The 14,473-nt window shown below is 46.1% G+C and carries 10 protein-coding genes and 2 pseudogenes; 7 read left to right on the top strand and 5 right to left on the bottom strand.

Going from position 1 to position 14,473, the window contains the following annotated elements; all coding sequences use genetic code 11:
* Window positions 1–4 precede the first annotated feature (4 nt).
* A complete protein-coding gene (gene baeS / locus FTU69_RS12450; RefSeq protein ID WP_180103972.1) occupies window positions 5–1,675 on the bottom strand; it encodes a sensor histidine kinase efflux regulator BaeS in 1,671 nt (556 codons plus the stop codon).
* A 134-nt stretch (window positions 1,676–1,809) separates the two neighbouring features.
* Here baeS and FTU69_RS12445 point away from each other — a divergent pair, with 134 nt between their 5' ends.
* The 4 genes from FTU69_RS12445 (at window position 1,810) to FTU69_RS12430 (ending at window position 7,125) form a co-directional block, all read left to right on the top strand.
* A complete protein-coding gene (locus FTU69_RS12445; protein WP_180103971.1) occupies window positions 1,810–2,421 on the top strand; it encodes a hypothetical protein in 612 nt (203 codons plus the stop codon).
* 297 nt (window positions 2,422–2,718) lie between these two features.
* Window positions 2,719–4,521, top strand: a complete 1,803-nt coding sequence (locus FTU69_RS12440; RefSeq protein WP_180103970.1) for an acyl-CoA dehydrogenase C-terminal domain-containing protein — start codon at window positions 2,719–2,721, stop codon at window positions 4,519–4,521.
* 173 nt (window positions 4,522–4,694) lie between these two features.
* Window positions 4,695–6,476 carry an acyl-CoA dehydrogenase C-terminal domain-containing protein gene (locus tag FTU69_RS12435; protein ID WP_180103969.1) on the top strand — a complete coding sequence of 594 codons (1,782 nt, stop codon included), beginning with the start codon at window positions 4,695–4,697 and terminating at the stop codon, window positions 6,474–6,476.
* A gap of 151 nt (window positions 6,477–6,627) precedes the next feature.
* Window positions 6,628–7,125 carry a phosphate-starvation-inducible protein PsiE gene (locus FTU69_RS12430; protein ID WP_005180016.1) on the top strand — a complete coding sequence of 166 codons (498 nt, stop codon included), beginning with the start codon at window positions 6,628–6,630 and terminating at the stop codon, window positions 7,123–7,125.
* A 147-nt stretch (window positions 7,126–7,272) separates the two neighbouring features.
* Here FTU69_RS12430 and FTU69_RS12425 read toward each other — a convergent pair whose 3' ends face one another.
* A complete protein-coding gene (locus tag FTU69_RS12425) occupies window positions 7,273–7,698 on the bottom strand; it encodes an RcnB family protein (protein WP_180103968.1) in 426 nt (141 codons plus the stop codon).
* A gap of 183 nt (window positions 7,699–7,881) precedes the next feature.
* Here FTU69_RS12425 and FTU69_RS12420 point away from each other — a divergent pair, with 183 nt between their 5' ends.
* Both FTU69_RS12420 and FTU69_RS12415 read left to right on the top strand, forming a co-directional pair.
* Window positions 7,882–8,337 carry a hypothetical protein gene (locus FTU69_RS12420; RefSeq protein WP_005180018.1) on the top strand — a complete coding sequence of 152 codons (456 nt, stop codon included), beginning with the start codon at window positions 7,882–7,884 and terminating at the stop codon, window positions 8,335–8,337.
* Window positions 8,338–8,538: 201 nt separating this feature from the next.
* Window positions 8,539–8,918: pseudogene (locus tag FTU69_RS12415) on the top strand (transposase); the annotation flags it as partial.
* Between the two features lie 236 nt (window positions 8,919–9,154).
* On the opposite strand, the gene FTU69_RS12410 reads toward FTU69_RS12415, so the two are convergent.
* Together FTU69_RS12410 and znuD are read right to left on the bottom strand one after the other, a co-directional pair.
* A complete protein-coding gene (locus FTU69_RS12410; RefSeq protein ID WP_168383308.1) occupies window positions 9,155–10,618 on the bottom strand; it encodes a phospholipase D family protein in 1,464 nt (487 codons plus the stop codon).
* Window positions 10,619–10,723: 105 nt separating this feature from the next.
* Entirely contained in the window at window positions 10,724–12,874 is a 2,151-nt protein-coding gene (gene znuD, locus FTU69_RS12405; protein WP_180103967.1) for a zinc piracy TonB-dependent receptor ZnuD, read from the bottom strand.
* A gap of 143 nt (window positions 12,875–13,017) precedes the next feature.
* On the opposite strand from znuD, the gene FTU69_RS12400 reads away from it, so the two are divergent.
* Window positions 13,018–13,770: a DUF4184 family protein gene (locus FTU69_RS12400; protein WP_180103966.1), complete on the top strand. Its 753-nt coding sequence runs from the start codon at window positions 13,018–13,020 to the stop codon at window positions 13,768–13,770.
* A 62-nt stretch (window positions 13,771–13,832) separates the two neighbouring features.
* On the opposite strand, the pseudogene FTU69_RS12395 reads toward FTU69_RS12400, so the two are convergent.
* A pseudogene (locus FTU69_RS12395) lies at window positions 13,833–14,473 on the bottom strand (IS30-like element ISAba125 family transposase); the annotation flags it as partial.

The following is a 14,473-nucleotide window of genomic DNA, read 5'->3' as shown; positions in this document are numbered from 1 at the left end:
CCTTTTATTGTTTGGTCGGAATCGGGAAAGTCAGTTTGCAGCGCAAGCCACCCAATGGCGAATGCGCAAAACTCAGCTGGCCACCCATGGCCTGCGCAATTTTAGCAGACAGCGCCAGACCTAAACCGGTACCGCCAGTGCTCCGCGTACGCGAATCATCCACCCGGTAAAAACGCTCGCCTAAACGGGCCAGCTGTTCATCGGTCAGGCCAAATGGACTGTCATCGACATAGACACTCCATTCTGTTGCCGTCTGCTCACTATGAATATGAACCTGCCCACCGGCCTCAGTATAACGAATACTGTTCGCAATCAAGTTCACCATAATTTGTTTAAAGCGGTCTATATCTAATTGTAAAGGCACAGCTTCACCTTCTAGACGCACGCTTAACTCGGCCTGTTCAAACTTCGGCCGGAAATTCTCGACTTCCTGTTCAATCACCTGCCAAGGGTTGGTTGAGGCCAGATAGAATTTCAGCTGCATGGCTTCGGCCTGGGCTAAATCAGCCAGGTCCTGAGTCAGTTTTTTCAGGCTGCTGACCTGACGCATCATTGCATCTAAGTGTTCCGGTGTGGCTTTACGGATACCATCCTGCATAGCCTCAATTTGGGCCTGTAATACTGCCAGCGGGGTTTTTAATTCGTGTGAGGTATCAGCCACCCACTGCCGGCGTGAGGTTTCATGTTGATCTAAAATGACTGCCAGCTGATTCAGCTCTGTAGATAAATCACCGAGTTCATCATTACGGTTTACTTTCACCTGATACTGATAATTGCCTTTGGTCAGTTCACGGGTCCCATTGAGCAGACGCTGAATCGGCTTTTTAAAATAGGTCGCCAATAACCAGGCCACCAGTAAACTGGCAATAAAGGACAGACCATAAATCAGCAGCAGATAACGCTTTTGTTCGCTAAAGAAATTAATGCTGAGCGCATCATCCTGATCCAGCACCGGTTTTAAACCCAGATAGCCGACCACCTGATTGTTCATTAAAATCGGGCGATACGACATTTGTCCTTCTGCCGGCTCACCGACCACAAACTGACGCTTGGCATCATATAAAGCCAGACGTGAACTAAGACCCAAACGGTCCGGCATGGAAATAAACTGTTTTTTGCCATCCGATTGTGGCTGATTCGGACGCGGGTTCTGGGCACTGCCCTGATTAACCCGGGTGGTATTCTGCTGCGCGCTTAAAGGAAATTTCAGGCCTTCAAAGGGGCGATACTCGGAAGGCAGATTCATTTCCAGCCATTTCAATTCCTCCTGCGAGGCCTGGCGTTTTTGCGGATCTGGTTCAGCCAGCGTTGGCGCCACATTCATTAAGGTATGTTCTTCAAAATAACGCTGCTGCAAGGCAATATCGTACTGACGGCGCAACCACCAGCGCGACAGGCGGTCATAATCTTCCGGGCCGGCCTGCCCTTCAATTTGCAGGATTTGTGCCTGAATGGCATTGCCCCAATCATGATAGACGCCATACACACCGGCCAGATTATGAATCACATGATCCAGCTTCTGCATTTCGACATCGGCCACGTATTTGGTGAAATTGCGTTGCATATTCCAGTGCAGCACCCACAGGCTGACCGTGGAAATGACCAGCGCGGTCAATAGCACAGTCAAAAACAGGCGCAGGGCGATTGGAATCCGGCGTATTTTCAAAACACTCATCTCAATTTTTCTTTTATTTCACTATTGTAGCGAACAGTGTTTGAAAAAACTCTCCATTGTTTCTTCATCTTTATTATTTATTCTTGTCGCAGGTAAAAATAACTGTATCGCGGTTCTGTGTGGAGACAATAATCATGAAAACGATGACAAAAATTGCGCTTGTTTCAGTGGGTTTACTCAGTGTCGGGACACTGACAGCCTGTCAGTCAACCAATAGTACAGCAACGCCGGAACGTGAAGGCCGTATGGCTCATTCCATGCACGGCAAACATGCACACCTAAGCCAGGAACAACGTGAACAATGGCAGCAGCTGCGTACTGAACGCCGCCAGATGATACAGCAGATCAAAACGGCCTGTGAAGGCAAAGCTGCCGGACAGGTGGTTCAGGTTAAAGCTGGTGAAAAAACCGTGAATGGGACCTGTACCTTGGTATTTACGCCGGAACGCCAGCAGCTTAAACACAGCCGTGAACATCGTCCAATGCGTGGTGATGTACGCCAGTTTAAACAGCATGCTGCTCAGACGGGTGCCTTAACCGATGCCAAACGTGCCGAACTGGTGAAACAGTATGATCAGCGCCTGGCACAGCGTCAGGCTCGTCAACAGGCTATGGCCAATGCCTGTAACGGTAAAACCACCGGTCAGACTGTCCAGATTAAACTGGGGGATAAATCGGTCAATGGTCAATGCAGCCTGCGTTTTAAACCGAATACCGCTGTGACCATTCCGGCCAAAGTGGCTTAAGCGAAGTCAGCAAATAAAAAAAGGCGCATGGTGCGCCTTTTTTATTGGACATATCTGTTTACGTTTTTGACTATTTGTCCACTTCCTATACCGATAAATCTGTTTACACTCAATACACTTAGCTATTTCAAGTTAAAAATCTTTGACTTTACAGTCACCAAGAAAAGCCATTGAAATGCTTGTACCCAATTAGAAGATGTTGCACGATTAAAACATTCAAGATGCGCCTGTGAAGGCGCGTGAACTCACTGATTTAGGATTATAACCGCTGGTTAAACCAGTATTGAGGAACCCGATATGCCACAATACAAAGCGCCACTACGTGATATGCAATTTGTTTTGCATGAATTATTAAATGCTGAAGAACATTATGCAAAACTCCCTGCATTCTCTGGAAACGTAAGCCGTGAGTTAGTTGACCAATATTTAGAAGCTGCTGCAGACTTCTGTGAAAACGAATTATCTCCTTTAAACCAGGTGGGCGACCGCGAAGGCTGTACCTGGAACGATGGTGTAGTCACCACGCCGACCGGCTTTAAAGAAGCGTATCAAAAATATATCGAACTGGGTTTCCCATCGCTTTCTGCTGAAGAGCAATATGGCGGTCAAGGTCTACCTGTTTCTTTAGGAAACGTGATTTCAGAAATGGTGGGTACTGCGAACTGGGCATGGGGCATGTACCCAGGTCTTTCTCATGGTGCTGTACGTACTTTAGAACATCACGGTTCAGATGAACAAAAAGCAACCTATCTGCCAAAGCTTGTTTCAGGTGAGTGGACGGGTACCATGTGTTTAACCGAATCTCATGCAGGTTCTGACTTAGGTATTATCCGTACTAAAGCTGAACCACAAGCAGACGGTAGCTATGCAATTTCTGGCGAGAAAATCTTTATCTCTGCTGGTGAACATGACATGGCAGAGAATATCGTGCACATCGTATTGGCACGTTTACCAGGCGCACCTAAAGGTACTAAGGGTATTTCTTTATTTATCGTACCAAAGTTCAATGTAAATGCAGATGGCTCTTTAGGGGAGCGTAACGCAGTTCGTTGCGGTTCAATCGAACACAAAATGGGGATTCATGGTAACGCAACTTGTGTGATCAACTTTGATAACGCGAAAGGTTTCTTGATTGGCCCTGAAAACCGTGGTCTAAACTGCATGTTCACGTTCATGAACACTGCGCGTATTGGTACAGCCGTTCAAGGTCTTGCAGCATCTGAAGGTTCTTTCCAAGGTGCATTGGCTTATGCCAAAGACCGTGTGGCAATGCGTTCACTTTCTGGCCCGAAAGCCCCTGAAAAAGAAGCAGATCCAATCATTGTGCATCCTGCGGTACGTAACATGCTGTTGACGCAGAAAGCATTTGCAGAAGGTGGTCGCGCACTAGTGCATCTGTTGAGTCTACACGCAGATATCGTTGAACAAGGTGCAACTGAAGAAGATCGTAAATTCTCTGACAACATCTTGTCTTTATTGACGCCAATTGCCAAAGCCTTCCTGACCGAAACCGGTTCAGAAGCTGCAAAACACGGTGTACAGGTGTTTGGTGGTCACGGCTTTATTTCCGAGCACGGTATGGAGCAAATCGTACGTGATACACGTATTGCTTGCTTATACGAAGGTACTACTGAAATCCAAGCACTTGACTTGTTAGGTCGTAAGGTTCTGGGTACGCAAGGCGCGATGCTGAAAGACTTCACCAAGATCATTCACAAATTCGCAGAAGCCAACAAAGACAACGCAGCAATGCAAGAATTTGTTGAACCGCTTGCAGCGCTGAACAAAGAATGGGGCGATTTGACCATGCAAATTGGTATGCGTGCAATGCAAAACCCTGAAGAAGTCGGTGCTGCGGCAGTTGATTACATGTATTTCTCTGGCTATGTAACGCTTGCTTACCTATGGGCTCGTATGGCACTGGTTGCACAAGAAGCCTTGGCTGCGGGTACTACCGATGTCGACTTCTACAATGCCAAAGTAACCACTGCACGCTTCTACTTCAAGAAGATCCTGCCACGTGTACGCTCGCATGTTGACGTGATTGCGACTGGCCTGGATCCATTGATGGCGCTTGATGCTGAACACTTTGCCTTCTAATGCACGTGATGTGTAGTAACTTGTAATGGATGTAAAAAGGACGGCCAGCTGTTGGCGGTCCTTTTTCTCTATTTATCGCGCTATATTAACCTTTCGTCGTCTAATCAATTGAAATCTCATCGTTTAGACTGACCTGATCACTATGAATAAACAAGAAACAGGTGAAATGAACTATGCCAATTTATAACGCACCGCTTGCCGATATGAAATTCATCCTGAATGATGTCTTCCAAGCAGAACAATTCTGGCAAAATAACGAAAATCTCGCCCACCTCGATGCTGCAACCGCAGAAGCCATTCTTGAAGAAATGGCCAAATTTACCCAGAACGTTACCCTGCCCTTAAACCGCACTGGTGATGAAGAAGGTGCTCAATATAACAATGGCAGCGTAACTACCCCGGCCGGTTTTAAAGAAGCATTCAAGCAATATGCTGAAGGCGGCTGGATTGGCCTGGGTGCCGATGAAGAATGGGGCGGTCAAGGCATGCCAAAAATGCTGACCGTTCTGTCAGATGAAATGATTTTTGCTACTAACCCGTCATTCATGCTGTATCCACTGCTGTCAGTTGGTGCGGGTATGGCGCTGAGCAGCTATGCTTCTCAGGAACAAAAAGAAACCTATTTACCAAAAATTTATTCAGGTGAATGGTCTGGCACCATGTGTCTGACTGAACCACATGCCGGTACCGATTTGGGGATTATTAAAACCAAAGCGGAACGCAACGAAGATGGCAGCTATAACATTACCGGGACCAAAATCTTTATTACCGGTGGTGATCATGACCTGGCTGAAAACATCATTCACCTGGTACTGGCCAAAACCCCAGATGCACCTGCCGGTTCACGCGGTATTTCGCTGTTTATCGTGCCGAAATTCCTGGTCAATGCCGATGGTTCACTCGGTGAACGTAACCCCGTTGGCCCAGGCTCTATCGAACACAAAATGGGGATTAAAGCCTCTGCCACGTGTGTCATGAACTTCGATGGTGCCAAAGGCTATCTGGTCGGTAAAGAAAATGAAGGCCTGGCAGCCATGTTCGTGATGATGAACTATGAACGTCTTTCAATGGGCATCCAAGGTTTAGGTGCGTCTGAATTTGCTTATCAAAATGCAGCACAATATGCGACTGACCGTTTACAGGGCCGCAGCGCTTCAGGTGTACAATCACCAAACAAACCGGCTGACAGCATTTTAGTACATGGCGATGTACGTCGTATGCTCTTGAATGTGCGTGCCAACAACGAAGCATCTCGTGCATTTGCAGTGTACGTCGGGCAACAGCTGGACATCACCAAATTCTCGACTGATGCAGACGCGGTGAAAAAAGCCAATGACCGTGTGGCGCTACTAACGCCAATTGCCAAAGCCTATTTAACCGATACCGCTTTACAGGCAACATTGGATGCGCAAATGTGCTTCGGTGGTCATGGCTATATCCGTGAATGGGGCATGGAGCAATGTGTACGTGATTTACGTATTGCGCAAATTTACGAAGGTACCAATGGCGTCCAGTCACAAGATTTAATTGGCCGTAAAACCATTAAATGTCAGGGAGCCTATATTGCAGAATATATTGCTGAAATCCGTGACTTTGCCAACCAGTTAGATGCCGATCTGAACTTCATTAAAGATGCGACCTTAGATGCAGCCACAGAAGTCGAATCGGTAACGCAATACATTCTGAATGCGGCGTCTGAAAATGCGGAATTCCCGAATGCGGCAGCGGTCGATTATTTACACGCGGTTGGCCTGCTCAGCTTTGCCTATATGTTTGCCCGTATTGCTCAAGCAGCGCAGGCCAAACAGGGTGAGTTCTATCAGAACAAACTGGCGCTGGGTCTGTACTTTGTACAACGCATTCTGCCAGAACTGGAAATGCGGATTACCCGTATCAAAGCCGGTTCTGATGTGATCATGAAATTCTCGGAAGATTATTTCACTCATCAGGCTTAAGCTTTTTATCTCTAAAAAACGCCTGCACTGTCAGGCGTTTTTTTATAGCATCCATGTTTTCCTGCTGTTTTTACACCACTTTTCCTGTAGTTGTGCACAGTTTTTGCATGAGTTTGTCTCATTCATTCAGCATCATCATCAGGAGGAGCATATGACAGCACGGCATCCCAAAGTAGAAAAAATAGAAACCCTCCTCGACCGGCTGGGTAATCTGGCCGTTGAAAGTTTTCACTATATTGCCCTGTTCGTGATTGGCTGTATGGTGATCTGGTCGGCCGGCCATACTGTGGTCGATATTCTGACCGTCAAACAATATGCCACGATTGATGATATTTTACTGCTGTTCATTTATTTGGAGCTCGGTGCCATGGTGGGTATTTACTTTAAAACCAACCACATGCCAGTACGCTTCCTGATTTATATTGCCATTACCGCCCTGACCCGGCTGCTGATTTCCGATATCCAGCACGACCATAAAGCGGATATTGACCTGGTGATTATTACCGGTTCGATTCTGATTCTAGCCTTTGCGATTCTGGTGGTACGTTTTGCTTCCTGGAATTATCCATCGGTGATTCGGGATAAACACAGTGAAAAACCATTGCCACAAGGCAAGACCCCACGCCCGGAAGATGATGAACTGGCCTAAACACCAAAATCACATCCATCATTCAAATCTGAAGAACAAAAAGCGCGCCTGGATACCACTACGGCGCGCTGATTTTTGAGTGAAGATTCATCAGATCATCAGTTTGGTTCAAATAGTTTGCCTTAGCGCTTAAGCGCTCCAGATGATCTAACGGTTCGGCACCAAAATATAACGGCCATTTTCATAAATCCAGTAGCTGCCATTTGGCGGAGCCGGCAAACCTAAACGGCGCCAGTCGGTAATGATGGTCTGCGTGCTGCTTTCAATCCGGGCCACATTCGGGTCACCATTGACCCAGCTATAACTTTGCGAATTCTGGTAAATGGTGGTGGGCGCCTGATATTGAATACTAATACCCGGACGTACCGGTTGATGGCCCCAATGCGGACGTGGTGGATAATATTGTGGCGGCCTGTGCTGCGGATAAGACGGGCGATGCTGTGGATAATGCTGCGCATGCGATTTACGCTCCACACCCTGATAACTGGCCCAGCGATTGGTATCGGCCAGCGACAATGTCGAGATGGCAGATAACCCAATGCCCAACCATAAACCTGTTTGCATTCTTTTCATTACCCGACTCCCAAACATCAGCCCATTGATTTTACTATAAAACAGGATTAAGGATAAAAAATGAACATACATACTTTATCCAGCTTTTTTAGATGAATGGTGGCAGATCGGCCGTATTTCTCAGTGAAAATAATGGCCTACTTTTATGCTACACTCGCTTTTTTTCATACTAGGTTCATGCTTGTGTCTGATTTAAGTTTTGATCGTCTTTATGAATATTTCTGCAAAGTACCCAGTGTTCAAAAAAACTTGATCGATGCCTATGGCACAGATGGTGCTCAGGCATGGTGGTTTAAATTTCAGATTAATGTAGCGCATCCACTGGCCTGGCAAACCGTACAGGAACTGGGTCATGTGCTGAACTATATTTCCAAGAATGAACGTTTGCCAACGCAGTTTTTACCGGTATCGCCACCACCTTATATGAATGGTGAGGCCAAAGATTTTCTGTCCTGGGTAATTCAGTGTAATCATGCCGATTTCCCGCCCGATGTGGTCTGCGACTGGCTGGAAGCGCGTTTGCCGAATCCGGTTGAGGATGAAAGCCAGTGGAAAATTAAAACCGACCTGAGCGAGCTGGATGAGCTGTCTGATAAAGATCTGGATGAACTGGTACCACCGAATCCGGGGCAAAACTAAGCGTTAAACCTTAATACTGACCTCTCCCTGACCCTCTCCTACCAGGAGAGGGAAAATGTGTCTCCCTAACCTTCTCTTACGAGGAGGAGAAAAAGCTATTGTTCCTAACTCCCCTTGTAAGAAAAAGGAAATTGCTCCTGTAGTGGTTTAATAAAGTTGGACACCAAATTAGGTGATAATAGATTCACCAATGAGGTGCTTATGAAACCAAGACGTACATTTACTCCAGAGTTTAAAGTTGAAGCTGCTAGCCTTGTACTCGATCAGGGCTATTCTATCTTACAGGCTTGCCGCGCTTTAGATGTTGGTCAAACTGCTATGAGACGCTGGGTTGACCAGCTTCAACTCGAACGTAGCGGACAAACTCCAGTAGTAAATGCTTTAACTCCTGAACAGCGCAAGATACAAGAACTTGAAGCCCGTATTTATCAGCTCGAACAGGAGAAGATGATTCTAAAAAAGGCTACAGCTCTCTTAATGTCAGACGAGTTCAAACATATGCACTGATAGACCAGTTAAGAAAGTTACGTCCTGTTGAGTTGGTCTGTCGTGCCTTTGGTATTCTGCGTTCAAGTTACTATCACTAAAGCAGACATTGGTTTTTATTTAATGCAGTACTACAACCGCATCCGACCACATCATTTTAATCAAGGGATCAGCCCTTATGAGGCTGAACAAAAACTTAAAACTGTGTCCAATATTTGTTGACCACTACATCCTCCTTAACCCTCTCTACAAGGTGGAAGAAAACTCATTCTTCCAGCTCTCTTATAAGCAGAAGCCACGGCTCCCAAACAGAAGCGTGGAATAAGGGAGATTAGAACGTCGACCAGCCACTCCATTCCATCAAACGATACAGCCCATATTTCAGCGTCGATTCATCGGCATACTGGGCATAATCCACGCTCATCTGACGGCCATTTAAGTTTGACCAGGCGGTATCAAAATACTGCTGGGCATCTTGAAATACCGGTGCTTGAGCCGGGCCTAACACGCGTAAATTGGTTTCCAGATTATAATTTTTTAAATTCCGCGCGGTGAAATTGGCCGAACCTAAAATCATCTCCTGTTGCTGGGCATTGCGCTTGATCAGCATTTTGCTATGACATTGCTCGCCTTGGGTATTACACCAGCGCAGTGGAATACCAGCCTGATGTAATTCTGCTGCCACTGGCCGGTTCGGTACACCATTTTTTTCCAGACCAAACGCATCTTTATTGGCATCCAGCAGCACCCGCAATTTCACCCCACGCTCATGGGCTGCAAGCAGGCTTTTGATAATCTGGCGCTCGGACAGATAGAACATCACCAGATCAATCTGTTCATTGGCTTTAGCGCTATTGATCAGGTTTAAGGTCGCATCATAAATGGCTTTTTCAGTTAGTACCTGCACCTGAGGTTCAGTAGCAGCGGCCTGAAACTCACCGACAATCACCCCGGGAATATTGCTGCCGGACATGAGCGCCACCGACTGCTCGGTTTTCAGAATATCTACCGCGGTGTTGCCTTTGACCACCAGCGCCACATTGGAGTGATGGGAACTGGCATCATGCGGATTCATTGAGGTCACCAGAGCTTCCCAGCCGTCCGAGGTATCAACCACAATGGTTTTACGGTGATTAGCCTTAAAATTCAGCAGCTCGGAATAACTACGCAGGGTGATTTTGCCCTCACCAAACGGATTGGCCAGCCAGCCGGCATCCGGATTATTGCGGATGCCCTGACAGCAGATGTACCAGAACCCGGACCACATCGGATTGGAAGCGCGTAGCGGGGTTAAATTGGTTTCAATCACATCAATTCCGGCCTGGCGCAGTTGCCGATAATGCTCTGGCGCAAGCCCGCCATAAACCGAGTTAATCGGATCGGTAATCAGCTTGATTTCAATATCCGGCTGGGTACGGCGTTTTTGAATCAGTGCATCGGTCAATTGCTGACTGAGCGGTTGATGCTGGGCCTGTGATGCTCCGGTTTGCGGATTAAATAGAAACATATCCAGCACAATTAAGCTTTGTGCTTCATCAATCAGGCGCAGCATTTCATTAAAAATCTGATGATCATAATGCTGCTGGCCCTGTGCATCCAGATAGGTCTGATCGGCCAGAAATTTGACTTCGGCATGACGTAGTGGTCCCGCATAATTCAAACCATCCGGTAAGGGCTTATAGGTATGATACAGTGCCGAGGATAAATAGCTTAACGCCAGCAGGCCCATCATCACGCCCAGATAACGCCGTGGTGACCAGTTCAGTTTATTGTGAATTCGTTGAAAGATACGCATAAGAAAAAACCTAACCCAATCAGCTCAGGCTAGGTTTTCTTCAGGCTTTTTTCAAGAGGATTTCCGTGACATCCTCTTGATTTTGGCAATAAATTTAAGTTCTGCTTAGAAGTTATATTCTAAACCAACGGTAAAATTACGGCCCACTTGCGGAATATTGGACAGGAATGAGGTGTGTGAATAAACCTGATCATCCAGCAGGTTATTGGCTTTAAAGAACACGCGGTAGTCCTGGTTATTCGCCATGGCACCTGCATACGCCAGACCGACATTGACCATGTTATAGCCTTGGGTTTCCTGTTCATAGCTGGCGATCTGGTCCTGTTTAAAGACATGATAGTACTCTGCCAGACCTGACCAGCCATCAGCAAAATCGGCTTCTACTTTGGTACCTAAACGGCCTGCGGGTACACGCGGGGCATTTTCACCATCAATTTTGCCACGCACATAGTCACCAAACAGGCTAACTTTATAAGCATCGTTAATGGCATAGCCTAACTGCGCTTCTGTACCGTAGAAACGGGCTTTGTCTTGTTTATAATCAACTAGACGGAATGTTCCTTCGCTGTCGGTTGTTGAGCCATAAATATAGTTATCAAACCAGTTGTGATAAACATGCACATGATAGTCGAGTTTTTCACCTTCATAATGCAGACCTAACTCAAGGTTATTTGACTTCTCAACATCCAGATCCTCATTTCCACGCTCATAGGTATTGGTGGCAAAGTGAATACCGTCCGCATACAACTCTTGTGCCAGTGGTAAACGTTGCTGATGCGAGCCAACCGCAGAAAGCTTATAGTTTGGAGCAAATTCCCAATTGGCTGCTGCTGAACCTGACACACCGGTATCCGAATAGTCTTTTTGAGTTGAATCTACATCAATTTTTTGATGTTCTACACGTGCACCCAATTCCACATGCACATCACCAAACTGCTTATGTTCTAAACCGAACAGGCTATATTTTTCGGTCTTGGTGTCTGCCATCAGCACGCCACTATGAGAATGCCCATCATGTTCTTCCGCACCACCCGCAAGATTAATTTTCTGTTGGCTATATTGGGTACCAAAGACCCCTTCCCAACCCGCGACTGGTTTATGAACCAACTCTAAACGGGCATCATAGCCTTTGCTTTTAAAATTACTGATAACTTCACTTTCTTCCAGCTCGTCATGTTCATAATCGGTATAGCTGGCATGGGCACGTAACTTGTCAAAACCGGCAAATGGCTGATCCAGTTCTGTACGGACATCATAACGGTGTGATTCCAGATCGACCCATGGACCACCATGAGCATGTTCGCCCCCATCCTCATCTGGAGCTGAAACGCCATGTCCGCCGCAATGAATTTCATTACCATGAGGATGGCAGTCATGATATTCATGACTATGCCCTGGTAAACCGTATTTGTCCTGACGGTTGCTATAAGACACCCCGACAAAACCACGGTCATGAATCCATGAGCCGCCAATATTCACGGTTTGCCCTTCTGCAAAGGTATTGTCTACACGACGGGCTTTATCAAAATGTGTTTCATGTTCTTCTTCAGCATCATGTCCATGATCATGATCTTCATGGCCAGCTTCATCATTATGATGTTCTACCCAGTAATCCGGCGTAATATAGTTATTTGCTTTACGTTTGGAGCCTTCTACACGTAAGGCAAAGTTGTCACCAATTGCTGCTGTTACCCCCGCACTGGCCAGCTTCTCATCGCTACCCGAGTTATAGCGCACGCCGACGGTGCCCTCTAAGCCATCTGCTGGGATTTGGGTTGGAATTTTCTGATCGGTTACATTGACCAAACCACCGACGGTACCAGCACCATAGAGTAAAGTCGATGGACCGCGAATCACTTCAACCTGTTTTGCCAGAATTGGATCTACCGTAACCGTATGGTCTGGAGATAAAGTCGATACATCGGCAGTTTCAGATGCGTGTTGTAAGACTCTGACACGCGGGCCATCTTGACCACGAATCACGGGACGGCTTGAACCTGTGCCGTACTGATTTGAATATACACCCAGTTCATCAGCCAGTGCATCACCAATGGTTGTTGAGCGTTCCGCCAATACTTTCTGTTCCACCACCTGATCTGCTACCGCAAAGTCTGCTGCAGTCTGAACCAGAGGATGGGCTTTTAGCTGGATGGTTTCAAGTTGCTGTGCATTGGATAGATTCGCCTCATCTGCAAAAACTACAGGGGCCACAACAGCGAAAATAGACAGTGTTATTAAATTCTTATGGAAGGACATGACTCAGGCTCAGAGTAACAAATTCAATGAAATGTTATAATATAACATTTCAACTGTTTTGCAATAAAAAACATAAAATTCATCTTTGCTTGGTTAAGCTATAGGGCCTCGCGGATTTTTCTGTTTTTATTGTCTACGCCTGTATGCCCTTTACCTTATCTCATGCGGTTTTAGCACCCCCCATTGCCCAGCTGACAGGTCATCGTCTTCCCGTTGCGGCCCTTGCCATTGGCTGTATGCTGCCCGATTTAAGCCGTTTATTTACCACCGATCAGGGCGGCTTGAACCATTTATGGAGTTCAATTGTTCATCCAAATTTATGGCTGGGTCTGGCTTTTTGTGCGGCGTGGTATCTGATTTATCGTCCGGTGCTGTATCGGGCGCTAGGCATACAACATGAGCTCAATCTGGATTCGTTCAAGTCGACCCTTGGTTTTTTGCTTGCGGTAGTCCTCGGGCTATTGCTGGGCAATGCCACCCATTTAATTTGGGATGGTTTAACTCACGTCGACTTTCGCACTTTTGCCTTTCATAACGTCTTAAGCCAGCCGGTGTCCTGGTTTTCCCAGACCTATCCACTGCATTTTATTTTGCAGATTGGCAGTTCGCTTCTGGCCCTGCCGTTTTTGCTGTGGATGTGCTGGCGCTATTATCAGCGCTATCGTCAGCACTGGCCAGTGAGCCGACAGGTCAAACAAGCGGCAGCCATCCTGATTGGCCTGGCCATTTTGCTAGGTACTTATTCGGTCTGGGATTATGCCCGCTATTTCAGTGATGAACTGTGGTATAGCCATCGTTATTATTTTCTGGGCCGGGCTTTTAATGAGTTTAGTCAGGGTGCACTCATAGCTTTAACCCTAGGTTGTATTTTATTTTTAGCATTGGATAAAAATTAATGACCTAACTTTAAAATCTAGGCCATTCTTTACAGTTATTTCGTCAAGATTGCTTGGCGAATTCAAACATGAGGTGCGACAGTTTCAAAAGCCTTATGATAATCAACAAGCTGAGCAAACTTCTCTAATGGTGTAAGCCAATCTAACGCTTTTCTAGGACGAGTATTCAGTGACATGGCAACTTGATTTAAATAATGCTGATCTGCCTGATTTAAATCAATCCCTTTAGGTAAATATTGCCTAATTAAACCATTCATATTTTCGCATGTACCTTTCTGCCATGGCGAATGTGGGTCACAGAAATATACATCTATGCCTAAATCTTCTTCGAGGATTTTATGTTCTGACATCTCACGTCCACGGTCATAGGTCAACGTTTTACGTAGTTCTGCAGGTAAATATTTCAGAGCTTCAGTTAAAGCCTTGCGCACTGATTCTGCCTTTGCATCAGGTAATGTTGCCAAGATACAGAGCCGTGTATTTCGTTCAATAAGTGTTGCTATCGAACTTTTATTGTCTTTACCTTTAATTAAATCGGCTTCCCAATGACCCGGTATTTTTCTTTCTTGAACTTCGGCTGGGCGCTCATGAATAGTTTTAATATCCTGTAATATAGAATCTTTTTTAGGTTCACCGTTAGCTTTTCGCTTTTTATTTTCATGACGCAGACAGGATAATAAGTCTTTTTTCAACTCACCCTTTG

Origin of the sequence: Acinetobacter sp. YH12134, from assembly GCF_013418555.1 — a bacterium.
Lineage (GTDB): Bacteria > Pseudomonadota > Gammaproteobacteria > Pseudomonadales > Moraxellaceae > Acinetobacter > Acinetobacter indicus.
This window is presented reverse-complemented; position numbering and strand designations above follow the sequence as displayed.

Coding starts and splice junctions, on each gene's coding strand:
- baeS (WP_180103972.1), bottom strand. CDS start 1,675: ATGAGTGTTTTGAAAATACGCCGGATTCCAATCGCCCTGCGCCTGTTT.
- FTU69_RS12445 (WP_180103971.1), top strand. CDS start 1,810: ATGAAAACGATGACAAAAATTGCGCTTGTTTCAGTGGGTTTACTCAGT.
- FTU69_RS12440 (WP_180103970.1), top strand. CDS start 2,719: ATGCCACAATACAAAGCGCCACTACGTGATATGCAATTTGTTTTGCAT.
- FTU69_RS12435 (WP_180103969.1), top strand. CDS start 4,695: ATGCCAATTTATAACGCACCGCTTGCCGATATGAAATTCATCCTGAAT.
- FTU69_RS12430 (WP_005180016.1), top strand. CDS start 6,628: ATGACAGCACGGCATCCCAAAGTAGAAAAAATAGAAACCCTCCTCGAC.
- FTU69_RS12425 (WP_180103968.1), bottom strand. CDS start 7,698: ATGAAAAGAATGCAAACAGGTTTATGGTTGGGCATTGGGTTATCTGCC.
- FTU69_RS12410 (WP_168383308.1), bottom strand. CDS start 10,618: ATGCGTATCTTTCAACGAATTCACAATAAACTGAACTGGTCACCACGG.
- znuD (WP_180103967.1), bottom strand. CDS start 12,874: ATGTCCTTCCATAAGAATTTAATAACACTGTCTATTTTCGCTGTTGTG.
- FTU69_RS12400 (WP_180103966.1), top strand. CDS start 13,018: ATGCCCTTTACCTTATCTCATGCGGTTTTAGCACCCCCCATTGCCCAG.